Below are 22877 nucleotides of genomic sequence, written 5' to 3' on the forward strand. Positions count from 1 at the left end.
GCGAGCCGTTCGGCCCCAGCCTATTCGGCGGCGGCCTGGAACGGGCCGAGGCTGTCCAGCGGGATCTTCGCCAGCGCATCGGCCAGGACGGTAAAATCGGCAGCAATCTGATCGAAGCGCGCGGTTCGCTCACGGCGGCGTTCGTCCATATAGATCGCCCGGTTCAGCTCGATCTGGATGGCGTGCAGCCCACTGGCCGGGTTGCCGTAATGCTCGGTAATGAAGCCGCCGGCATAGGGCTTGTTACGGCCCAGCGAATAGCCGAGGCCGCCGAATGTGTCTTCGACCACCTCGGCCAGGATAGTGGCGCAGCTGGTGCCATATCGGTCGCCGACGACCACGTCCGGGCGGCGCGGCTCCTCGCGGGAAATTCCGATCGAGGGCATCGAGTGGCAATCCACCAGGATCACCGTGCCGAATGTCTGGTGCGCCTTGTTGATCAGGCGGCGCAGGGCGCGATGGTACGGCTTGTACAACGCCTCGATCCGGGTGAGGGCGTCATCGACGTCCAGCCGCTCGCGGTAGATCTCCTGGCCGTCGCCGACCACCCGGGGAATAGTGCCAAGACCGCCGGCCACCCGCATCGAGCGGGTATTGGCGAAACTAGGCAGGCGGCCGTTGAACATCCGCGGATCGAGCTCATAGGGCTCGCGATTGACGTCCACATAGGAGCGCGGGAAGTGCACCCGGACCACCGGGAAGCCGCGATCGCTCAATCCGGCGATCAATTCGTCCATGAACGAATCTTCCGAGCGGCGCAGCGCAGTCACGTCAATGCGGGACGCACTGAGGAATTCCGCTGGATAGACCGAGCCGGAATGCGGGGAATTGAAAATGATCGGGGCGCGCCAGTTGGCCGGCTCGACGATCTCGAAGGGAGGCGACAGCTCACCGTCAAACTGGGTCATCGTCGCGCATCGTCCCTGCAGCCGCGTTCTTCGGTTTGCCCAGTCTGGCAGAAAACCGGCGCTTTGTGAGGCTGCATTGTCGATAACCGAAACAAGTCTGCCAAGTTAAAAACCTTCCGCAGGCGCGGCGATCGCGAGAAACGCGCTCATTTGTTGTGTTTCACGACGTTCTGGCGCACCATCTTGAGACGCTTATGCACAGTCTGCGCTGATCACCTTCACCCGAAATTTACCAGACCTCGGGCTTAGTGGGCGAACAGGTCCTCTCATTCGGGTTCGACGTCCAACCGCCATGCACAAAATCCTTCTCGCAGAAGACGACAACGACATGCGCCGCTTCCTGGTGAAGGCGTTGGAAAACGCCGGTTTTCAGGTGTCGCACCACGATAACGGGATGTCAGCCTATCAGAGACTCCGCGAGGAACCCTTTGAAATGCTTCTAACGGACATCGTGATGCCGGAGATGGACGGGATCGAACTGGCGCGCCGCGCCAGCGAACTCGATCCCGACATCAAGATCATGTTCATCACCGGTTTCGCCGCCGTGGCGCTGAATTCCGACTCGGAAGCGCCGAAAAACGCCAAGGTTCTGTCCAAGCCGGTCCACCTGCGCGAATTGGTCAGCGAAGTGAACAAGATGCTGGCGGCCTGAGGGCAGCCCGCTTTCCTGGATTTCTTTCTTGGATTTCCTGCAAATCAGGCAAGGATTGGCCCTCCGCCGTCCTTGCTTGTCCGGGTTTGACCCGTTATAGACCCCACACCCGTAACGACCGGTTCTTAGGGCGCGTAGCTCAGCGGGAGAGCACTTCCTTGACATGGAAGGGGTCACAGGTTCGATCCCTGTCGCGCCCACCATCCAAACGCACCTCACACTTTCGAAAACTGCCGGATTGGCGCCTTCTCAGGCGTCGGTAGACGTTTCTTTCCCGGATGCTCCACCTGGTGACAGTTTTATTTCGGAACCAGTCGTGTTCACGCCGTGACTCGGTTATAGCTCAACGGTCCAGCACTTTTCGACCGGAAGCTGATGCCAACGAAGACCCGGCCGGTAATCGGCGTGATCGGCAACGCGTATCGCATTGAGAACAGGTTCTCCGTCCAGGCGGTCGGAGAAAACAACCTTCGTGCGGTCGCGGAAGTGGCCAATGCCCTGCCGATGATGTTTGCCGGCACCCCCGACATTACCGATATCGGCCAGGTGCTCGATCTGGTCGATGGCATCCTGCTCACCGGCGCTCGGGCCAATGTCCACCCGACCCGGTTCGGAATGGAAGCCCATGCCCGTCACGAGCCCTATGACAATGGCCGCGATGCGGTGGCTCTGGCCATGATCGAAGCTTGTGTCGCGCGCGGGGTCCCGATCTTCGGCATCTGTCGCGGATTGCAAGAGATGAACGTTGCGTTCGGCGGTTCGCTGCATCCCGAGATCCGCGAGATTCCTGGCCGCATCAATCATCGCATGCCGCGGCTCGAGAGCGGCGAGATCCATCCCGATCCGGCGGTCGTATTTGCCGATCGCCACGACGTGCATCTGACCAGCAACGGCACCTTCGCCAGCCTGCTGGGGCGCGAGACCATCACGGTCAATTCCCTGCATGGTCAGGGCATCGATGTCCCTGGCGAGCGAGTGGTGATCGAGGGTATTGCCGAGGACGGCACCATCGAGGCCATCCGCATTGCCGATGCGCCGAGCTTCGCGCTCGGTGTGCAATGGCACGCCGAATATGATCCGCAGATCAACCCGATCAACCGGACGCTCTTTCAGGCCTTCGGCGAGGCAGTGGCCGCTCGCAGGCAGCGTGGGGCCTTCACGGCTGCGGCCGCGCCGCTATCAGCAGGAATGCGCTGAGCGCGGCTGCGACACAAAGCACAGCACCCGCGACCGTCGCTGCTGCAAAGGCGCTGATCAGCGCCGGCCCCTTTGCCGCCATAACCGATCCGATCAGCGCCGTGACCACAAGACCGCCCGTGCGTGCGACCGCGCTGTTGAAGCCCGATGCAGACCCGGTGTGACGCGCATCGACGGACATCAGCACGGCCGTCGTCAGAGGTGCGACAGCGCCGGCCATGCCGATGGCGATGACGACCATGGCGGGGAAGACGCTGGTCCAGTAGCTGGTGTCGGGACCGATCCGGAGCGCCAGCAGAAAACCCATCGCCACAATCACCGGTCCCAGCGTCAGCATGATCCTCGGGCCGGTTCTAGCTGCGAGCGAGCCAGCGAGCGGTGATGTCAAAGAGATGACAAGCGGCAAGGGCAGCAGCGCGGCACCGGCCTGTGTCGCCGTGTAGCCGGCGGCTTCGATCAGGAGAAAAGGCATCAGGACGAACAGCCCGCCGAGTGCGCCGTACAACAAGAATGTCAGCAGCGTCAGGCCGACGAAGCTCGCCGACCCGAACAGTGCGAGCGGCATCATCGCGCGTTCGCCCTTACGGCCTTCGATCCACACGAACACAAGCAAGAGCAGGAGTCCTGCGACGAGCGTGCCAAGCGTGAAACCCGTCCAATCATGTGACGTAGCTTCGGTCAGACTCCAGGTCGTCAGGCCAAGTCCCACAGTCGCGAGGATGGCGCCGAGACTATCGAGCGGCTCGTCGCTGTCGTGTCGATCGCGGGGGATGCCTAGCCAGGCAAGCGCCATTGCGGCCAATGCGATCGGCACATTGATGAGAAAGATGAGATGCCAGCTGCCGATGTCGATCAGCCATCCGCCCAACACCGGTCCGAGCGCGCCGGCGGCAGCGCCGCTGGCAGCCCAGATGCCGATAGCGCGGCCCTTGGCTTCGCCGGAAAACGTCTGGCCGAGGATCGCCAGGCTGTTCGGCATCAGCATCGCCGCGCTGACACCCTGCAGAAAACGCGCAGCCAACAGCCAACGGAGGCTGGGCGCCACAGCGCAAGCCAGCGAGGCCAGCGCGAACAGGCCGACTCCGCAGATCAGAAGCCTGCGGCGGCCGAAGCGGTCGCCTGCTGCACCGCCGAGCAAAAGAAGTGCACTAAGCGGCAACAGATAGGCATTGATCACCCATTGCAGGTCGACGGCATCAGCCTGAAAACTTGCTGCAATGGCCGGAAGTCCGACATTCACCACCGATCCGTCGATAAAGGCGAGGCTGGAGGCCAGAATCGTGGTGGCAATTACCAGGCCGGGATGGCTGATATCATCGATCTTTTCCGTGGCGCCGGCGGCGCCTGCGTCACAAAGCGCATGCAGGGCGTTGCTCATGACCGGGTTGTACGGGAACGGGATGTCAGAACAAACTATTGTCGTCCGATCGGGCAATTCCGTTTTGGCCCCGATTGTGCAAGCATCCCGGGCGGTCGCGCCGGGACGCTCGGAAAGAGAGTCGTTCGGCGTGAGATCGGACTGTGTTGAGGAGAGGGACTATGAAACGAATTTTTCTGTTGGGGACCATGATCGCCGCGGCGGTCTGCACGACGCAGGCGGGCGCTCAGGAGCTCACCGGCACGCTCAAGAAGATCAAGGACGCCGGCGCCATCACCATCGGCTTCCGCGATTCCTCGGTGCCGTTTTCTTATCTCGATGACAACCAGAAGCCCGTCGGCTTCGCCATGGACATCTGCTACAAGATCGTCGATGCGGTGAAGAAAGAGCTGAAGAACGACAAGATCGAGGTCAAGCTCAATCCGGTCACCTCGGCCACCCGTATTCCGCTGATTGCCAACGGCACCGTCGACCTCGAATGCGGCTCGACCACCAATAATGCCGATCGCCAGAAGCAGGTTGCCTTCACCAATACGCACTTCCTGACCGCCAGTCGCTTCGTCTCGAAGAAGGCCAGCAAGCTCGACAAGATCGACGATCTCAAGGGCAAGTCGGTGGTCTCAACCTCCGGCACCACCAACATCAAGCAGCTGACCGAGGCCAATGCCGCCCGCAATCTCGGCATCAACGTCATTCCCGCCAAGGATCACGCCGAGGCATTCCTGATGGTCGAGACCGACCGTGCTGTGGCTTTCGTGATGGATGACATCCTGCTTGCCAGCCTTGCTGCCGGTGCGCGCGATCCGAGCGCCTATGTGATCTCCAAGGACGCGTTCTCGAAAGCTGAGCCCTACGGCATCATGCTCCGCAAGGACGATGCGCCGTTCAAGAAGGTTGTCGATGCGGCCACTGCCGAGCTCTACAAGAGCCCGGAAGGCGCCAAGATCTATGACAAGTGGTTCACGCAGAAGATCCCGCCCAAGGGCCTCAATCTGAACGTTCCGATGGGAGCCGAGCAGAAGAAGGCGTTCGCCAGCCCGTCGGATTCGCCTGATCCCGACGCCTACGCAGCCAACTAAGACGACCTTGCCCATGCAATGGCCCGGCCATTGCATGGGTTTCTGCCTGAGGTTGCCAGGTTTTCGCGTGGACGGCGCGTGGGGGTGAATGCGTGAACTATAACTGGAATTGGGGAATCTTCTGGGATCAGACGCCTGATGCGACGGGGACCTATTTTGGCTCGCTGATGAGCGGCCTTCAGGTCACGATCCTGCTCGCACTCTGCGCCTGGTTCATCGCGTTCGTGATGGGCTCTCTGATCGGCATCATGCGGACCCTGCCGGCGCGCTGGGTGGTGTTTGTCGGCAATGCCTATATCGAGATGTTCCGCAACATTCCGCTGCTGGTGCAGCTGTTCATCTGGTTCTTCGTCATTCCCGAACTTTTGCCCGGCGATCTCGGCATCTGGATCAAGCAACTGCGCAACGGGCCGTTCATCGCCGCGATGCTCGGGATTGGCTTCTATATGTCGTCGCGTGTCGCCGCGCAGATCACCGCCGGCATCAACGCGCTGCCGAAAGGTCAGCGCATGGCCGGCACGGCCATCGGCCTCACCACCTGGCAGACCTATCGCTACATCCTGCTTCCGCTGGCCTATCGCATCATCTTTCCGCCGCTGACCTCCGAATTTCTCAACACCATCAAGAACACGGCGCCCGCACTCACCATCGGTGTGCTTGAACTGACGGCACGGGCGCGGTCCATGCAGGAATTCTCGTTCCAGGTGTTCGAGGCCTTCTCGGCTGCGGCCGCCATCTACCTCGTTCTCAGCGCCGTCGTGACGATCGGAATGCGCATTCTCGAAAAGCGCCTGGCGATCCCCGGCTTCAACGAGGGGAAATAAGCGATGTTCAGCAATTTCGATTACGACGTCATCTGGCGCAGCCTGCCCTACCTGTTTCAGCAGGGCATGGCGTTCACCCTCACGCTGACGGCTATTGCGACGGTCTTCGGTCTCATCCTCGGCACCTTGATCGCGATGATGCGGCTGTCGTCCAGTGCTGTGCTGTCGGGCTTCGCCGTAAGCTACGTCAATCTGATGCGCTCGCTGCCGCTCGTGCTGGTGATCTTCCTGTTCTACTTCCTGATGCCCTATGTCGGACAGTGGATCATCCGCTCCGATCAGCCGGTACAGGTCGGCGCCTACGCCTCGACCATCGTGACCTTCACGCTGTTCGAGGCTGCCTATTTCTCGGAGATCATGCGTGCCGGCATCCAGTCGGTGCCGCGGGGGCAGGTGATGGCCGGTTATGCCATCGGCCTCAACTATCGCGAGGTGATGCGCCATGTCGTGCTGCCGCAGGCGTTCCGCAACATGCTGCCGGTGATCTTCACGCAGACCATCGTGCTGTTCCAGGACACATCGCTGGTCTACGTGCTGTCGATCACGGATTTCCTGGGCGCCGCGTCCAAGGTTGCGCAGCGCGACGGTCGTCTCACCGAAATGTATCTGTTCGCGGCGCTGGTCTACTTCCTGATCTGCTTCACCGCGTCATTCTTTGTGAAGCGCTTGCAGAAGCGCATCAGCATCATCCGCTAGCCACTTTCGCTTTCAGTCTTTGCCTCCAACTGTCGGTCGCTCATCATGCCCATGATCACCATCGAAAAAGTCAGCAAGTGGTACAACCCGCAGTTCCAGGTGCTGAAGAACTGCACGACGGCCGTCGAGAAAGGCGAGGTGGTCGTCGTCTGCGGTCCCTCGGGATCTGGCAAGTCGACGCTGATCAAGACCGTGAATGCGCTGGAGCCCGTGCAGCAGGGCACTATCATGGTCGATGGACTGAATGTGACGACGATGAAGAAGGACCTGCCGAAGCTACGCTCACGCGTCGGCATGGTGTTTCAGCACTTCGAACTGTTTCCGCATCTGAAGATCGTCGAGAACCTGTGTCTTGGCCAGACCATCGTGCTCGGCCGCTCGGAAGATGCGGCGAAGGCCAAGGCGATGAAAATGCTAGAGCGCGTCGGCCTCACGGCGCATGCGCAGAAATATCCCGGCCAGCTCTCCGGCGGTCAGCAGCAGCGCGTCGCCATTGCGCGCGCGCTGGTGATGGATCCGATCTGCATGCTGTTCGACGAACCGACCTCGGCGCTCGATCCCGAAATGATCAACGAAGTGCTCGACGTCATGGTCGAACTCGCCAAGGAGGGCATGACCATGATGGTGGTGACCCACGAAATGGGCTTCGCCAAGAAGGTCGCCAACCGCGTCATCTTCATGGATGCCGGCGAGATCGTCGAGGATGCGCAGAAGGAAGACTTCTTCGGCCATCCGCGCAGCGATCGGGCGCAGCAGTTCCTGTCGAAGATCCTCGCGCACTGACGCATGCAGTGTGGCGCTTGTGCCTCAAGTTTATGCAGATTCTTGAATGCTGCATGACGGGGCAATTAACGAATGTGTCAGAAATGGAGTGGTATCCTTCAACCGTGAGGGCGAGGGCCTGTTGGTCCGCTGATTGAACTCCACCGGAGCGATCGGGTCTTTGTCCTCACGGACAATTCCGCGACGCCCCGTTCTCTGCCTCTGCCCAATGCTTCTCTGACCGTCATCCAACGACCCGAGCCGAGGCTGCGCGAGCCATGCTTGCGCGCGTCCTGACTTGGCCCTTCTCCGGAAAGTGCATCGCATGATCAAGATCAACAGTGTCGGCAACAAATTGGGTCTTGCCGGTCTCGTTGGCATCTTGCTCTCGGCGGGCGTTGTCGCAAACCAGATGAGGACCGAGAGCGCGATCTCGGAGGTCAATCGTCTGGCTGATGTGCAGCAGAAAATCGCCGATAGCGCGATGGAGGCCGACGGCCAGATGCGCGCCATGCAGGTGGCCAGTCAAGGCCTGCGTATGGCCATCACGACGCCCGAGATTGACAAGAACGCGGCCGAGATCAGGGCCGCCAAGGCTGCGCAGGACCGCATCATCGATGCCGCGTCCGCCCTGGCGACCAAGCAGGAATACAAGGACAATTTCGCGAAGATCAAATCGCTGACGTCAACCTATCTCGCCGCTGCCGACGAGATCGTCGGTCTGCAGAAGAAACTGCTCGAGCTCTATCGCAACCGCAACGTCGCCGTCATCGACTGGAACCGGCATCTCGACCAGCTGCGCCTCACCACTGCCGTGACCGAGGCGACGAACTGGCCTGAAGTCGATGGACAGCTCAAGATCGCGGACAATGCCATCAACGCTGTGCAGGCAGCCGCATGGCGTTATGCGTCGATGAATGAAGTCACGCAGAAGGGCCAGATCATCACCAAGGCCAAGATCCTCACCGATGCGCTGGCCAAGGCCAGCGTGTTCGAAGACAGCGAGCTCGTGCAGAGCGGCCTGATCCAGCTCGGCACCGACATGAAGAAGTTCATGACGGCCACCGATGAAGCGATCGGCAGTAACGACCAGAAGACCGATATCGTCCGCACCAAAATCACGCCCGCCGCTGCGGCAGCATCTCAACTGGTCGCGCAATCGGTCTCGTCGGCCAAGGCTGCGGTTGGAGAGGCCCGGGCGCAGGCCGCCGAGGAAATGGCACGATCCGGCCAGGTCAATCTCGCGCTCGGCCTCGCGGTCGTGCTGGTGCTGATCTGCACCATGGTGTTCTCTTTCGTCGGCGTCGCACGGCCGATGACGCGCCTGAACGGCGCCATGGGCAAGATGGCGGCCGGCGATCTCGATGTCGTCATCCCCGGCGCCAAGCGCGGCGACGAAATCGGCGATATCGCCAAGACAGTTACGGTCATTCGTGCAAACGCCGAACGGAAGGCGCGCGATGAAGCTGCGGCGCGCCTCGACCAGGACAATCTGGCCGCGGCGTCGCGCAAGCGCGAAATGGTCGAGCTCGCCGGGACGTTCGAACGCGCCGTCGGCAATATCGTCGACAATGTCTCCTCGGCGTCGAACAGACTCGAGGAGTCCGCGGGCGCGCTGACGGCAACGGCTGAACAGGCCAAGGAGCTGACCGCTGCAGTCGTTGCTGCGTCGGACGAGGCGTCCACCAATGTGCAGGCAGTGGCGTCATCGACCGAAGAGATGTCGTCATCGGTCAACGAGATCAGCCGGCAGGTCCAGGAATCTGCGAATATCGCCAACTCCGCCGTGGCGCAGGCGCGCAAGACCAATGACCGCGTGGCGGAGCTTGCCAAGGCTGCGGCCCGGATCGGAGATGTCGTCGAGCTCATCAATACTATTGCCGGCCAGACCAACCTGCTGGCGCTCAACGCCACCATCGAAGCGGCGCGCGCCGGCGATGCGGGTCGCGGCTTTGCGGTGGTTGCGTCCGAGGTGAAGGCGCTCGCCGAACAGACCGCCAAGGCGACGGGCGACATCAGCCACCAGATCAACGGCATCCAGGCGGCGACCCAGGAATCCGTCGGCGCTATCAAGGAAATCGGTGACACTATCGGCCGCATGTCCGAGATCGCCTCGACCATCGCCTCTGCTGTCGAGCAGCAGGGCGCGGCAACCCAGGAGATCTCGCGCAATGTTCAGCAGGCAGCGCAGGGCACGATGCAGGTGACGTCGAACATCACCGATGTACAGCGTGGCGCCAGCGCGACCGGATCAGCTTCGACGCAAGTGCTGTCCGCGGCACAGTCGCTGTCCGGCGAAAGCGCGCGGCTCAAGCTCGAAGTCGGCAAGTTCCTGGACTCCGTCCGCGCCGCATAAATTCATGCTCCTCCCATGATGGGGGAAGCAGCAACGAAGACGGCGCCCGTCGCCGAAGCCAGATCAGATCCTACCTAGGAAGCCAATGATGTCGCTGCTCAATCTCCGTATCCGCGGTCGCCTCTATGGTGGTTTCGGCGCGCTGGTCCTGTTTGGTCTCGCCAGTTCGGGATTTGCCGTCTGGCAGATGACGGAAGTTGGAACGCAGGTCGACTCCCTGAATATTCTTTCGGCCAACACGATCCGGGCCTCGGAGATCGCCTCCGAACTGCACGCGATCCGCGGTGCCGTGTTGCGCTATTCGTTCGATCAGGATGAAGCGGCGCTTGCGGATGCCGACAAGCGTCTCGCCGGCGTCACCGCCAGCCTGGACACGGTGATCAAGACCAGTCGTTCGGAAGAGCGCCGCGCCGCCTACCGCACCATCGAGAAGGACGTCGCCGACGTGAAGGCGCAGCGCCAGGCGCTTGGCGAGGCCATCAAGCAGATGGTCGCCGGCCGGGAAGTGCTGCAGGAAGCCGGCGACAAGCTGTCATCTAGCCTGCGCAAGCTGGTGATCAGCACGCGCAACACCATGTATGGCCAGGGTTCGACCAAGCTCGAATCCGATACACTCATGGTGCAGATTGCGAATTGGCGCTTCTTCGTCAGCCGCGACGAGAAACATATCGAATCTTTCAAGGATCACGTCCGCATCGCGGAGCAGCAGATCGGCGAAATGGAGAAGATGCAGATGCCGCCGACGCTCAGCGCGTTGTTCGGCACCATCCGCAACAACCTGAAGAGCTACGCCGCCCAGTTCGAGAAGGCTGCCGCCAGCCTGCAGACGGCAGACGGCATCTTCAACAAGTCGATCAGCCCGACCGTCGTGAAAGCGATCGGCAAGGTCGAGACCATCAAATCCGACATCCAGCAGGTTCAGTCGCAGACCGTCGCCGCAACCAGCAACCGCATGTCGACGACGAGCATGCTGCAGCAGATCGTGGCCGGCGTCGCTACTGTGGTCGGTCTAGCGATCGCCTTCCTGATCGCGCGCGGCATTATTGGCCCTCTGTCGGGCCTGACGGCGGGTATGAAGCGGCTCGCGGACGGCGATTTCAGCGTGGTGCTGCCGGGTCTCGCACGCAAGGACGAGGTCGGCGACATGGCACGCGCAGTCGAGACCTTCAAGGTACGGGCCGAGGAGAAGGCACGCGCCGAGGCCGAAGCCAAGCTGACGCAGGACCAGCAGGCAGCGATTCAGCGCCGCCGGGACATGATCCGTCTCGCGGACGATTTCGAGGGCGCTGTCGGCAGCATCGTCGAGAACGTGTCATCGGCCTCGAGCCAGCTCGAAGAATCGGCGGGCGGACTGACTGCGACCGCCGAGCAATCTCGCCAGCTCACCGCCATGGTGGCCGCGGCCTCCGACGAAGCCTCGACCAATGTGCAGGCGGTGGCGTCATCCACCGAGGAGATGTCGTCCTCGGTCAACGAGATCAGCCGTCAGGTTCAGGAGTCGGCCAATATCGCCAACTCCGCGGTGGCACAGGCCCGCAAGACCAATGATCGCGTGGCTGAGCTTGCCAAGGCGGCCGCGCGGATCGGAGATGTTGTCGAGCTGATCAACACGATTGCCGGCCAGACCAATCTGCTGGCGCTCAATGCCACCATCGAAGCGGCGCGCGCCGGCGATGCCGGTCGCGGCTTCGCGGTTGTTGCATCGGAAGTGAAGGCGCTCGCCGAACAGACGGCCAGGGCAACCGGCGACATCAGTCACCAGATCTCCGGCATCCAGGCCGCGACCGAAGAGTCGGTCGGCGCCATCAAGGAAATCGGCGACACCATCGGCCGCATGTCGGAGATCGCGTCGACCATCGCATCTGCCGTCGAGCAGCAGGGCGCGGCGACGCAGGAGATTTCGCGCAACGTTCAACAGGCGGCGCAAGGCACGATGCAGGTGAGCTCGAACATTCTGGATGTGCAGCGCGGCGCGAGCAACACGGGTTCAGCGTCGTCGCAAGTCCTGTCCGCTGCGCAATCGCTGTCCGGCGAAAGCGCGCGGTTGAAGCGCGAAGTCGGCAAGTTTCTGGACTCCGTTCGCGCGGCATAGGACAAAACGTCACACGATCACGCGCGTTCGCCCGACGAGTAAGATACAACTAGCAAACAGCCCGGATGCGTCATCGCGTCCGGGCTGTTTGTTTTGGTGAGTCAAACGATGACACGCGCGACAAAAAGTCATTCCACTTTAAAGCGTTTGCGCGGCTGAAATTAACCCGAAGTTCTCGCAACCTAACGATGATCGGATTCGAGATTGCCTCTTGCGTTGCGGGCGCGATTCGTGACGTGCAAGGTCGGCTATCAGGTGGTTCTCCCAAGAAGGGCACGTCGCATGTCGCTATTCAATCTCCGCATCCGTGGCAGGCTGTATGGGGGCTTCGGTGCGCTCGTCTTGTTCGGGTTGGGCATGGCGGGTTTCGCCGTTTGGAAGCTCACGGAAATTCGTGACGACGTCTCGGCGATGAATGCCCAGTCCGCCAATGCGATGCGCTCGATGGAGATTTCGGCGGAACTCCAGGCGCTTCGCCGCGCGATGCTGCGCTATACGTTCGATCAGGACGAGGCGTCATTCGCTGAAGCCGAAAAGCTGCTGACTCAGGTCGGTGGTGTGCTGGAGGAGACGATCAAAGCGAGCTCGGAGGAGCGTCGCGGGGTCTATCGCGAAGTCGAAAAGACGATCAACGATTTGAAGAGCAAGCGAGTCGATCTCGGTAACACCGTCAAGGAGATGCTCGCCAGCCGCAAGGCGCTGCTTGCTGAGGGTGAAAAGCTTCAGGCCGACTTGAAGAAGCTCGTGCTCGCGACGCGTAGCTCGCCATTCGCACAAGGGGCGACCACCCTGCAATCCGAAACTCTGTTGGTTCAGATGGCGAACTGGCGGTTCTTTGCAGGTCGCGACCAGGACAATGTGACGTTGTTTGCCAACAGCGTGAAGAACGCGCAGCAACAGATCACCGAGATGGAAAAATTTGATATGGCGCCGAGTCTTTCAGCGCTGTTCGAATCGATCAAGAAAGGCTTGGTCAGTTATTCCAGCGGGTTCGATAAGGCGTCGGCCAATCTGCTGAAGATGGATCAGCTCTATTACAATACGATCACGCCGATGGTGGTCAGCGCCATCCGCAAGACTGACGGCATCAAGGCCGCGATCCAGCAGGAGGTCGTGAGCGCGACGACAGCCAATGAGCAGCGCATTTCCGGCACGATCACGCTGCAGCAGATCGTGGCGGCTGCGGCGACCATCACAGGTCTGTTGATTGCGTTCCTGATCGCGGGCGGCATCATCCGTCCGCTGTCCGGCTTGACAGCCGGCATGAAGCAACTCGCCGAGGGCAATTTTGGTGTGGTGCTGCCGGGGCTCGGCCGTAAGGACGAGGTCGGCGACATGGCGCAGGCTGTTGAGACCTTCAAGGTCAAGGCGGAGGACAAAGCCCGGGCGGAAGCCGAGGCACGGATCACGCAGGATCAGGCGGCGGCCTTGCAACGCAAGCAGGACATGATCCGGCTCGCCGACGATTTCGAAGGTACGGTTGGTGAAATCGTCGAGGCGGTGTCGTCCGCGTCGACCGAATTGGAAGCCTCGGCCAGCACGCTGACGTCGACGGCAGATCGGTCGCAGCAGCTCACCACGGTCGTCGCGACGGCGTCGGAAGAAGCCTCCACCAACGTGCAGTCGGTGGCGTCCGCCACTGAGGAAATGGCGTCGTCCATCACCGAGATCGGCCGTCAGGTCCAGGAATCCGCGCGTATTGCCAATGAGGCCGTGGACCAGGCTCAGAAGACCAATGATCGCGTCGGCGAACTGTCGAAAGCTGCCGGCCGCATTGGCGCGGTGGTCGAGCTGATCAACACCATTGCGGGGCAGACCAACCTGCTGGCGCTCAATGCCACCATCGAGGCGGCACGTGCCGGCGATGCCGGCCGCGGCTTCGCAGTGGTCGCGTCCGAGGTGAAGGCGCTCGCCGAGCAGACCGCCAAGGCCACCGGCGAGATCAGCCAGCAGATCGCGAGCATCCAGACTGCGACCGATGATTCCGTCTCGGCGATCCGCGAGATCGGCACGACCATCGGCAAGATGTCGGAGATCGCGTCCACGATCGCTTCGGCTGTCGAAGAGCAGGGCGCGGCGACGCAGGAGATTTCCCGTAACGTGCAGCAGGCTGCGCAGGGTACGATGCAGGTCTCGTCCAACATCATCGACGTGCAGCGCGGCGCGAGCGAGACCGGCGGTGCGTCGTCTCAGGTGCTGTCCGCAGCGCAGTCGCTCTCGTCAGACAGCAGCCGTCTGAAGACTGAAGTCAGTCGCTTCCTGAACTCGGTCCGCGCGGCCTGAGTTCTCCAACATCGCAATTCACTGGCTTGAGTAACGGTGCGTTCTCCGCGCATTGCCATTCAAGTTGCTGCATCCTCCGAGAGAATTCAGGGCCTCGAAATATCCCGTGCAGGGCATCGCATGATGAGGTTGCAATTTTAGATCGTTAATTCAGAACCTCTGATGCCTGAATTCGAACTCCATCACTGTTTGAAAGGTCCGAATTGCTCGACGACCATTGCGGTACCGGCTCAATTTGAGTGATTGCATCATCGGCGCGTTAACGTTTGTGTCAGAAGCGCGGTGGTAGGTTCCTGCCCATGAGCAGGTGATTTGATCGATCATCGAACGTATCGCCCGCTCATATGAGCCGATGACGCTTCTCGTTCAGGATCGGCTCACGCCAAGCCTCGCGTGCCCGTCGGATTGCCGCCGGGCTGCGCCAAAAATGACAACCGCTTAGCATTCGACCATTTCACGCGACGCCGGACTCCGTCCGGCGAAGGACGACCCGACTCATTTTTCTGCCGCTTCATTCCAGGAACTGTCATGGCCTTCATCCAGAATCTGCGTATCGGCACGAAGCTCGCGATTGCGTCCGGGCTCGGCATCATTCTCCTCGGTGTCATGATCTATATGCAGACGATGGGAAGCGCAGGCGTTCGCCAGTCATATCAGACGGCCGGCGTCTATCAGGGCATTGCGCAGAACGCTGCCGAGGCCAAGGCCTCGTTTCGCGGCATGCAGATCGGCGTGCGTGACTTCCTCGGGGCAACGAAAGTGGCCGATGTCCAGAAGGCCGCCGACTATTTCACGGCGCGTACTACCGCCGGCCTTAAATTTTCGGCTCAGATGCTCAAGCTTGCGACCGCACCGGACGAGCGCGAACGCATCGGAAAATTCCTCGACATGATGACGACCCTCGGTAAGGGCGGCGACAAGATCGGTGTAATCCGCACAGATATCTTGAATCTGCAGGCCACGCGCAGCGAAGCTGGCGAATTGTCTGCGGATGCCTCCACGCGCATCACTGCACTGGGTGCGGAGATCGTGAAGCTCCGCACCGACGTGCTGCTACCCATGAGTGCAGAACTCGACAAGCTGGCCGATACGATCGTCAATCTGGCTAAGGAGAAGGTCGAGCAGCAGACGAATGCTGCGGCGAACGAGGCCGCTGCGACCGAGCGAGACTCGCTGATTCTCGGTGGTGTGGTCGCCCTGATGCTGATCGGGACCTGCGTGTTCTCGGTGTTCACCATCGGGCGTCCGATGCGCGCGCTGAGCCGTTCGATGGAAGAACTCGCCGAGGGTAATTTCGGTGTGGTGTTGCCGGGCCTGGGCCGCAAGGACGAGATCGGCGACGTCGCTGGCGCCGTGGAGAAGTTCAAGGTCAAGGCGCAGGAGCGCGCCCGCGCCGAAGCCGACGCTCAAAAGCAGCAAGAGCAGATCGCCGCCGAGCAGCGCAAGCGCGAGATGATCACGCTGGCAAACGATTTTGAGAGCGCAGTCGGCGAGATCGTCGAAACAGTGTCGTCGGCATCGACCGAACTCGAAGCGTCGGCGGGCACGCTGACGTCGTCTGCCGAGCGTTCGCAGCATTTGACCACCATGGTGGCAGCCGCTTCGGAAGAGGCCTCGACGAACGTACAATCCGTGGCATCGGCGACCGAGGAAATGGCGTCATCGGTGAACGAGATCAGCCGCCAGGTTCAGGAATCTGCGCGCATTGCCAGCGAGGCCGTGCAGCAGGCCCAGAAGACCAACGACCGTGTCGGCGAGCTATCCAAGGCGGCCAGCCGTATCGGCGACGTGGTCGAGCTGATCAATAGCATCGCGGGGCAGACCAACCTTCTGGCGCTCAATGCGACCATCGAAGCCGCCCGCGCCGGTGAAGCGGGCCGCGGCTTCGCCGTGGTGGCGGCCGAGGTGAAGACGCTCGCAGAGCAGACCGCCAAGGCGACCGGCGAGATCAGCACGCAGATCGGCAGCATCCAGTCCGCCACGGACGAATCGGTCAGTGCCATCCGCGAGATCGGCGTCACCATCGGCCGGATGTCGGAAATTTCGTCCACGATTGCTTCGGCCGTCGAAGAGCAGGGTGCCGCCACCCAGGAGATTTCCCGCAACGTGCAGCAAGCCGCGCATGGCACCCAGCAGGTCTCGTCCAACATTACGGATGTGCAGCGCGGCGCCAGCGAGACCGGATCGGCCTCGTCGCAGGTTCTTTCGGCAGCACAGTCGCTGTCGTCGGACGGCGCGCGGCTAAAGGTCGAAGTCGCGCGGTTCCTCAACTCTGTTCGCGCGGCCTAGGCCATGCGGGATCAGAACTGATCATTCTATTGAGCGATAACAGGACGTCCAGCCATGCTCTCGAACACCTCTATCAAAGCCAAGATCACCATCGTTATCGCTTTTCTGTTAATCGCAATGACGGGGATGGGGGCGCTTGCCGTCAGCAAGATGCAGACAATTAACGCCAATGCGTCGGACATCCAGAAGAACTGGCTTCCAAGCGTCCGTGTTCTCGGCGGGTTACGGGCGACGACCATCGATTATCGCAATCTGGTGCGCGCACACATCCTCGCAGCCAATGCTGAACAGATGCAGAAGACCGAGGCTGGTATCGACACCATCGTCAAGCGGGCCACCGATGAGCGGACTGCCTATGACAAGTTGGTATCGAGCCCCGAAGAGCGCGCAATCTTCAACGATTGGAGCAAGGAGTGGGACAACTACGTATCACGCAGTCAGGAAGTCTTCGCACTCGACCGCAAGAATCTCGGCAAAGGCAGTCAGGAAGCCCATGAGCTCAATCTGAATGTGATCAATCCGCTGGGATCCAAAGCCGATTTTGCCCTACGCAAGGCCATCGAATTCAACGACAAGGGCGCGGCGGCATCGGGACAGAAGGCCGATGACAGCTATGGTTCGGCGCTGATGACGGTCATCGCGATCATTGCAGCGACGGCGGTCATCGGCATCGGTGTCGGCATTTATCTGGTCAAGGACGTGTCGTCGGGTATCGCTTCGATCGTGCAACCGATGCAGGCGCTGAGCGCCGGCGATCTCACGGCGCATGTGGCGCATCAGGGCGAAAAGACCGAGATCGGCGCGATGGCCGACACGCTTCAGGTGTTCAAGCAGGCGCTGATCGACAAACGCGCGGCAGATGAAGCTGCCTCTGCCGACGCCGAAGCCAAGATCGAGCGTGGTCGCCGCGTTGACAACATCACCCGCGAATTCGAATCGATGATTGGCGAGATCGTGGAGACCGTATCGTCGGCATCGACCGAACTCGAGGCCTCCGCAAGCACGCTGACCGCGACGGCTGAACGTTCCCAGGACCTGGCCACCACAGTGGCGGCAGCGTCCGAAGAAGCTTCCACCAACGTCCAGTCGGTGGCATCGGCCACTGAAGAAATGGCCTCGTCGGTCAACGAGATCAGCCGACAGGTGCAGGAGTCGGCGAGCATCGCCAATCAGGCGGTTGACCAGGCGCGGCGTACCAATGATCGCGTCAGTGAACTCGCCAGCGCTGCGTCGCGCATCGGGGACGTCGTCGAGCTCATCAACAATATCGCCGGCCAGACAAACCTGCTGGCGCTCAACGCAACCATCGAGGCGGCGCGTGCCGGTGAAGCGGGCCGGGGCTTCGCGGTCGTGGCTTCCGAAGTAAAGGCATTGGCCGAGCAGACCGCCAAGGCGACCGGCGAGATCTCGACGCAGATTTCCGGTATCCAGGCGGCGACGCAGGAATCGGTCGGCGCCATCAAGGAAATCGGCGACACCATCGGCCGGATGTCCGAGATTGCCTCGACCATCGCATCGGCGGTGGAAGAGCAGGGTGCCGCGACGCAGGAGATTTCGCGTAACGTCCAGCAGGCGGCACAGGGTACCATGCAGGTCTCGTCGAACATCGCCGACGTGCAGCGTGGAGCGTCCGAGACCGGCTCTGCTTCGTCGCAGGTGCTTTCGGCCGCGCGGTCGCTGTCATCGGACAGCACACGTCTCAAGAACGAAGTGGGCAAGTTCTTGAACTCGGTGCGCGCTGCCTGACGAGCTTGAACACAAGTGTACAGCGCAAAAAGCCGGCGCGTGAGCGTCGGCTTTCCTGCGCGATAGTGTTGTTATGCGCGTGCGCTACGTTCACTCAAGAAGCCATGCACAAGAAGCAGTCATGATGCACCGCTCCTTAACTTTATCCGGACAATCTCGATCACGAGATCGTTGAAAGCTATCGACGCTCGGCCGGCAGCTCCAATGCATGCCGCGTCTTCAAACCCAGAAAATGCCATTCGTGCAGTTGCGCGCCAACGGTCAAAAACCGAGGGACCATCACCTATGTTTGCCAGCCTGTCCATCCGCACCAAGATCACTCTTGTCGTCTCGTTCCTGCTGCTCGCCATGTCTGCGATGGGCGTACTGGCCATCAAGCAGATGTACACCATCAACGGAGCGACGTCCGATATCGTCACAAGCTGGCTGCCGAGCGTGCGTTCTTTGGGTGAAGTCCGCGCTGCAACGATCAGCTATCGCTCTGTGGTTCGCGGACATCTGCTTGCAACGGATGCCGCAGATACGAAGGTCCAGGACGACACATTGGTGCGTTACGCCGAGATGCTCGACAAGGCGCGCAAGACGTATGAGCCGATGATTTCGTCGCCAGAGGAACGCGCGATGTATAGCGAATTCAGCAAGCTCTGGAGCGAATACATAGCGGCGTTGCAGCCGGTTCTTGCGTTGTCGCGCAAGAACGCTCGTGATGAAGCGCGAGATATGAACGTGAAGGTCAACCAGATTGGTTTCAAGGCGGACGAAGCCCTGCAGAAGGATGTCGAGCTCAACAACAAGGGAGCTTTGGCGGCTGGAGAACTGGCGACGGACAGCTTTGGGGTCGCCATCAAGATGGTGATCGGTTCGCTCTTGTTTGCGGTTGTTGTCGGCATCGGTGCGGCTATCCTGCTGGTGCGCGATGTCTTCGCCGGCATTACATCGATCGTGCTGCCGATGCAGGCGCTTGGCACGGGTGACCTGACTGCAAATGTTCCGCATCAGGGCGAGAAGACCGAAATCGGTACGATGGCGGATTCGCTTCAGGTGTTCAAACAGGCGCTGATCGACAAGCGCGCGGCGGATGAAGCCGCAGCGGCCGATGCAGAAGCCAAGATCGAGCGTGGCCGCCGCGTCGACAGCATCACCCGCAACTTCGAATCGATGATCGGCGAGATCGTCGAGACGGTGTCGTCGGCATCGACCGAACTGGAAGCCTCGGCAGGTACGCTGACCGCGACGGCGGAACGTTCGCAGGAATTGACCACGACGGTTGCCGCAGCCTCCGAAGAAGCATCTACCAATGTTCAGTCAGTGGCATCGGCAACCGAGGAAATGGCCTCGTCGGTCAACGAGATCAGCCGTCAGGTTCAGGAGTCGGCTGCAATCGCAGGGCAGGCGGTGGATCAGGCACGCAAGACCAATGATCGCGTCGGCGAGCTCGCCAGCGCTGCAGCGCGCATCGGCGATGTGGTCGAACTGATCAACAACATCGCAGGTCAGACAAACCTGTTGGCGCTCAACGCCACCATCGAAGCGGCGCGCGCCGGCGAAGCCGGTCGCGGCTTCGCCGTCGTCGCCTCCGAGGTGAAGGCACTCGCTGAGCAGACTGCCAAGGCCACTGGCGAGATCTCGACGCAGATCTCCGGTATCCAGGCGGCGACCCAGGAATCGGTCGGCGCCATCAAGGAGATTGGCGACACCATCGGCCGCATGTCCGAGATTGCTTCGACCATCGCTTCCGCGGTGGAAGAGCAGGGTGCCGCGACGCAGGAGATTTCCCGCAACGTTCAGCAGGCGGCACAGGGCACGATGCAGGTCTCGTCGAACATCGTTGATGTGCAGCGTGGTGCAACAGAGACTGGATCTGCCTCGACCCAGGTTCTCGCTGCGGCGCAATCACTGTCCTCGGACAGCACGCGACTGAAGGACGAAGTCAGCAAGTTCCTCAACGCCGTGCGCGCGGCCTGATCATGGCTTGTAAGGTGGGCGAGGGCGCTTTTGCGCGGTGCCCACCGCAGCGCGTTCGATGATGGTGGTGGGCACGCTGCGCTTTTGCCCGCCCTGCGGATGTCGAGCGTTCTATCTCGTACTCGCCGACACTAGTCCCGCGATGTCCATATAGGTGCGCACCAGCGGGGCGACGAAACGATGCGCCGATGTCTTGGACACCAGCGTATCGTGCAGGATCAGATGATCGATGCCGGTATTGATGAAACACGCCATGGCGTCGCGCGGAGCCTCGACGATCGGTTCGCCCTTCACGTTGAATGACGTGTTGAGCAGCACCGGTACGCCGGTGAGCGCATCGAATTCCTTCAGCAGCCGATAGAGCACAGGATTGGTGTCTTCCGTGACGGTCTGGATGCGCGCCGTTCCATCGATGTGCACAATGGCCGGAATCTTCTCGCGCCATTCGGGGCGCACCGGGGCGGCGATCAGCATAAACGGCGAATCCTGATCGCCTTCGAAAATCTCTCTGGCGCGCTCGGCGAGCACAATCGGCGCGAACGGACGGAACGGCTGACGGTGCTTCACGCGTGAATTGAGGATGTCCTTCATCTCCGGCCGGCGCGGATCGGCGATGATGCTGCGATTGCCGAGCGCGCGGGGGCCGTATTCCGAGCGACCCTGAAACCAGCCGATCACTTTCTGGTCGGCGAGCAGCTTGGCCGTATCGCGGCAGATATTGTCGCTGCGCACCGTGCTGGTCTGCGCCTTGACCAGCGTGCGCTGTGTTGCTGCCTCGATGTCGCGATCGGTATAGTTCCTGCCGGTGTAGGAATGCGTCATCACATAAGAGCGCGGCTGCTTCTGTACCTCCAGCAGGCCGTAATAGGCGCAGCCGATCGCGATGCCGTTGTCGCCGGCGGCGGGCTGGATCCAGACATTCTCGAAGCCGGCTTCGCGGGCGATGCGGCCATTGGCGACGCAGTTCAGCGCGACGCCGCCGGCGATGCAGAGGTTCTTTGCACCGGTCGTTTCGCGCAGCCAGCGCGCGCGGGCGAGCAGCACCTTCTCGGTGTCGTCCTGCACGCGCCAGGCGAGATCCTCCCAGTGCCGCATGGACGGATGGGTGTCCCACTTGCCGTCGCTGTCGGCGATATAGGGCTGGTTATATTCGGGGGTCCAGCGCGGCACGCTGAGCACGTTGTCGGTGATGTCCATCAGCGGCTTGACCTGGTCGCGGCGGCCATAGGGCGCGAGCCCCATCAGTTCACCGCATTTGTTCCAGTCGCCGAACACATAGGTCGAGGCCCGGCTATAAAGCGCCCCGAGGCCTGGCATGTTGTAGAATTCGTCGCTGAGGAAGCCGCGGTCCGGCTCCATCCAGACTTTCTTCAGACAATCGAGCTGCGTGCCCTTGAACGCGTAATAGCTCTCGGATTCCCGGGCGAGCTTTGAACCCGGCTCGCTGTCCGGATAGGCCTCCATGACGTCGGAGCGATAGCTGCCGACGCCGTCGACAATCATGATTGCTCCCTCCTCGAAGGGGCAGACGGCGAATGCGCTATAGGCGTGCGCCAGATGATGCGAGATCGTTTTGACCTTGCCGGTGCGCGCCCGAAACAGCGGGTAGACGCTGGCGTCCTGCCGTTCATATTCGGGCAGGAAGCCCGGCATGTCCTGATAGATCAGGCGGTCTTCCATCTCCGGAACCGGCAGGATGTAGCAATTGCTAACCACCAGGTCGACGTCGTCCAGCGTGATGCCTTCGGCGTCGAGGACGTAGTCGATCACTTCCTTGTAGAACCCCGTCGCGTGCTTCTCGCGGGTAATCCGCTCCTTCTCGATCGCATAGGCCAGCGTGCCGTTGCGCAGCAGGCAGGCGCTGACGTCGTGATCGTAGGTGTTGAGACCGAGGATGTAGCTGGGTTTGGGCATGAATCAGCTTCTGACAATTCGCGGAAAGGGACGAATGATGGGATCGAGCTGCTAACGCAGACGCGGCGGGTGGGACTGACCGCATATTCGCAGTTGCGAGGCGGAGCGATCAGCATAGTGCGAGGCAATATGAAGAGAAGATGAACGCAGGAGGTCAAAAGCGAGGTGACGCGTGAAGGTGCGCATTCGTTCGTAGTGACAGCGTTGCCGGCAACTTGACCGCCGTTCGGGCTTGACCCTATTGTAAAGTTGTTCGTGCGTGCACGCCTTGTGATGGCCATATTACTATTCTGGTTTCAGCACCTGTGTGAATCAAGAATTGCTCACTGAACGATTCGAGGCCGGAAGCATTCTAAAGCCGTGCTTCTGCAGAATGGGAGTTCCTAAGAATGGCTCAAACCAAAACGACGCGCCATAATATCGTGACCCGCTGCCTAGCAGCGATGGCGCTTGTGTCTGTCTACTGTGTTGGTCTGATCGGCGCGTCGGCGGTGTTGCTCACCACGAGCAGCACCTCGGCCGAGGCCCGTGGCGGTGGTCGCGGTCGTGGCGGCGGCGGTTGGGGCCGTGGACGCGGTGGCGGCTTCTATCGTGGCGGCGGTCGTGGCTATGGTCGCGGCTATGGCTTCTACGGTGGACCGCGCTTCGTGGCGCCGGGCTGCTATTTCAGCCGTCGCTGGGGCCGAGTGGTCTGCCCGTACTAAGTCATAGGCGCTACGGCGCTGAATGAACGAGA

The 22877-nt window shown here is 61.2% G+C and carries 16 protein-coding genes and 1 tRNA gene; 14 read left to right on the forward strand and 3 right to left on the reverse strand.

Annotated features, from left to right (window positions below; translation table 11 throughout):
- Positions 1–20: 20 nt before the first annotated feature.
- Positions 21–908 (reverse strand): N-formylglutamate amidohydrolase, encoded by an 888-nt coding sequence (locus AB8A23_RS09055; RefSeq protein WP_120287184.1) that lies wholly within the window; start codon positions 906–908, stop codon positions 21–23.
- Between the two features lie 292 nt (positions 909–1200).
- Here AB8A23_RS09055 and cpdR point away from each other — a divergent pair, with 292 nt between their 5' ends.
- The 3 genes from cpdR (at position 1201) to AB8A23_RS09070 (ending at position 2757) form a co-directional block, all read left to right on the forward strand.
- The gene (gene cpdR, locus AB8A23_RS09060) at positions 1201–1560 is read left to right on the forward strand and encodes a cell cycle two-component system response regulator CpdR (RefSeq protein WP_015669438.1); all 360 of its coding nucleotides are present in this window, start codon (positions 1201–1203) and stop codon (positions 1558–1560) included.
- Between the two features lie 128 nt (positions 1561–1688).
- Positions 1689–1763: transfer RNA gene (locus AB8A23_RS09065), tRNA-Val, on the forward strand.
- Between the two features lie 172 nt (positions 1764–1935).
- Positions 1936–2757: a gamma-glutamyl-gamma-aminobutyrate hydrolase family protein gene (locus AB8A23_RS09070; protein ID WP_120287183.1), complete on the forward strand. Its 822-nt coding sequence runs from the start codon at positions 1936–1938 to the stop codon at positions 2755–2757.
- Here AB8A23_RS09070 and AB8A23_RS09075 read toward each other — a convergent pair.
- The gene (locus tag AB8A23_RS09075) at positions 2717–4135 is read right to left on the reverse strand and encodes a DHA2 family efflux MFS transporter permease subunit (protein ID WP_120287182.1); all 1419 of its coding nucleotides are present in this window, start codon (positions 4133–4135) and stop codon (positions 2717–2719) included. The two genes, AB8A23_RS09070 and AB8A23_RS09075, sit on opposite strands and share 41 nt — an antisense overlap.
- Positions 4136–4296: 161 nt before the next feature.
- Between AB8A23_RS09075 and AB8A23_RS09080 the strand changes: the two genes are divergently transcribed.
- The 10 genes from AB8A23_RS09080 to AB8A23_RS09125 all read left to right on the forward strand — a co-directional run bounded on the left by AB8A23_RS09080 (position 4297) and on the right by AB8A23_RS09125 (position 20227).
- The gene (locus AB8A23_RS09080) at positions 4297–5214 is read left to right on the forward strand and encodes an amino acid ABC transporter substrate-binding protein (RefSeq protein ID WP_120287181.1); all 918 of its coding nucleotides are present in this window, start codon (positions 4297–4299) and stop codon (positions 5212–5214) included.
- Between the two features lie 92 nt (positions 5215–5306).
- Positions 5307–6038: an amino acid ABC transporter permease gene (locus tag AB8A23_RS09085; protein WP_120287180.1), complete on the forward strand. Its 732-nt coding sequence runs from the start codon at positions 5307–5309 to the stop codon at positions 6036–6038.
- A 3-nt stretch (positions 6039–6041) separates the two neighbouring features.
- Entirely contained in the window at positions 6042–6734 is a 693-nt protein-coding gene (locus AB8A23_RS09090; protein ID WP_068728918.1) for an amino acid ABC transporter permease, read from the forward strand.
- Between the two features lie 51 nt (positions 6735–6785).
- A complete protein-coding gene (locus AB8A23_RS09095; RefSeq protein WP_120288011.1) occupies positions 6786–7517 on the forward strand; it encodes an amino acid ABC transporter ATP-binding protein in 732 nt (243 codons plus the stop codon).
- Between the two features lie 304 nt (positions 7518–7821).
- On the forward strand, positions 7822–9852 hold the full coding sequence (locus tag AB8A23_RS09100) for a methyl-accepting chemotaxis protein (protein WP_120287179.1): 2031 nt from the start codon (positions 7822–7824) through the stop codon (positions 9850–9852).
- A gap of 88 nt (positions 9853–9940) precedes the next feature.
- Entirely contained in the window at positions 9941–11944 is a 2004-nt protein-coding gene (locus AB8A23_RS09105) for a HAMP domain-containing methyl-accepting chemotaxis protein (protein ID WP_089266236.1), read from the forward strand.
- 282 nt (positions 11945–12226) lie between these two features.
- The gene (locus AB8A23_RS09110; RefSeq protein WP_120287178.1) at positions 12227–14227 is read left to right on the forward strand and encodes a methyl-accepting chemotaxis protein; all 2001 of its coding nucleotides are present in this window, start codon (positions 12227–12229) and stop codon (positions 14225–14227) included.
- A 528-nt stretch (positions 14228–14755) separates the two neighbouring features.
- Entirely contained in the window at positions 14756–16516 is a 1761-nt protein-coding gene (locus AB8A23_RS09115) for a HAMP domain-containing methyl-accepting chemotaxis protein (RefSeq protein ID WP_120287177.1), read from the forward strand.
- Positions 16517–16570: 54 nt separating this feature from the next.
- Entirely contained in the window at positions 16571–18262 is a 1692-nt protein-coding gene (locus tag AB8A23_RS09120) for a methyl-accepting chemotaxis protein (protein ID WP_120287176.1), read from the forward strand.
- Positions 18263–18547: 285 nt separating this feature from the next.
- Positions 18548–20227 carry a methyl-accepting chemotaxis protein gene (locus AB8A23_RS09125; RefSeq protein WP_120287175.1) on the forward strand — a complete coding sequence of 560 codons (1680 nt, stop codon included), beginning with the start codon at positions 18548–18550 and terminating at the stop codon, positions 20225–20227.
- A 111-nt stretch (positions 20228–20338) separates the two neighbouring features.
- Here AB8A23_RS09125 and AB8A23_RS09130 read toward each other — a convergent pair whose 3' ends face one another.
- The gene (locus tag AB8A23_RS09130; RefSeq protein WP_120287174.1) at positions 20339–22141 is read right to left on the reverse strand and encodes a carbamoyltransferase C-terminal domain-containing protein; all 1803 of its coding nucleotides are present in this window, start codon (positions 22139–22141) and stop codon (positions 20339–20341) included.
- Between the two features lie 389 nt (positions 22142–22530).
- Between AB8A23_RS09130 and AB8A23_RS09135 the strand changes: the two genes are divergently transcribed.
- The gene (locus tag AB8A23_RS09135) at positions 22531–22845 is read left to right on the forward strand and encodes a hypothetical protein (RefSeq protein ID WP_120287173.1); all 315 of its coding nucleotides are present in this window, start codon (positions 22531–22533) and stop codon (positions 22843–22845) included.
- The last annotated feature ends 32 nt before the right edge of the window (positions 22846–22877 follow it).

This window comes from Tardiphaga sp. 619_E2_N8_4, assembly GCF_051810905.1.
GTDB lineage: Bacteria > Pseudomonadota > Alphaproteobacteria > Rhizobiales > Xanthobacteraceae > Tardiphaga > Tardiphaga robiniae.

Bases quoted from the DNA above. Each gene is read 5' to 3' on its own strand.
- AB8A23_RS09055 (WP_120287184.1), bottom strand. From the start codon at position 908: ATGACCCAGTTTGACGGTGAGCTGTCGCCTCCCTTCGAGATCGTCGAG.
- cpdR (WP_015669438.1), top strand. From the start codon at position 1,201: ATGCACAAAATCCTTCTCGCAGAAGACGACAACGACATGCGCCGCTTC.
- AB8A23_RS09070 (WP_120287183.1), top strand. From the start codon at position 1,936: ATGCCAACGAAGACCCGGCCGGTAATCGGCGTGATCGGCAACGCGTAT.
- AB8A23_RS09075 (WP_120287182.1), bottom strand. From the start codon at position 4,135: ATGAGCAACGCCCTGCATGCGCTTTGTGACGCAGGCGCCGCCGGCGCC.
- AB8A23_RS09080 (WP_120287181.1), top strand. From the start codon at position 4,297: ATGAAACGAATTTTTCTGTTGGGGACCATGATCGCCGCGGCGGTCTGC.
- AB8A23_RS09090 (WP_068728918.1), top strand. From the start codon at position 6,042: ATGTTCAGCAATTTCGATTACGACGTCATCTGGCGCAGCCTGCCCTAC.
- AB8A23_RS09095 (WP_120288011.1), top strand. From the start codon at position 6,786: ATGATCACCATCGAAAAAGTCAGCAAGTGGTACAACCCGCAGTTCCAG.
- AB8A23_RS09100 (WP_120287179.1), top strand. From the start codon at position 7,822: ATGATCAAGATCAACAGTGTCGGCAACAAATTGGGTCTTGCCGGTCTC.
- AB8A23_RS09105 (WP_089266236.1), top strand. From the start codon at position 9,941: ATGTCGCTGCTCAATCTCCGTATCCGCGGTCGCCTCTATGGTGGTTTC.
- AB8A23_RS09110 (WP_120287178.1), top strand. From the start codon at position 12,227: ATGTCGCTATTCAATCTCCGCATCCGTGGCAGGCTGTATGGGGGCTTC.
- AB8A23_RS09115 (WP_120287177.1), top strand. From the start codon at position 14,756: ATGGCCTTCATCCAGAATCTGCGTATCGGCACGAAGCTCGCGATTGCG.
- AB8A23_RS09120 (WP_120287176.1), top strand. From the start codon at position 16,571: ATGCTCTCGAACACCTCTATCAAAGCCAAGATCACCATCGTTATCGCT.
- AB8A23_RS09125 (WP_120287175.1), top strand. From the start codon at position 18,548: ATGTTTGCCAGCCTGTCCATCCGCACCAAGATCACTCTTGTCGTCTCG.
- AB8A23_RS09130 (WP_120287174.1), bottom strand. From the start codon at position 22,141: ATGCCCAAACCCAGCTACATCCTCGGTCTCAACACCTACGATCACGAC.
- AB8A23_RS09135 (WP_120287173.1), top strand. From the start codon at position 22,531: ATGGCTCAAACCAAAACGACGCGCCATAATATCGTGACCCGCTGCCTA.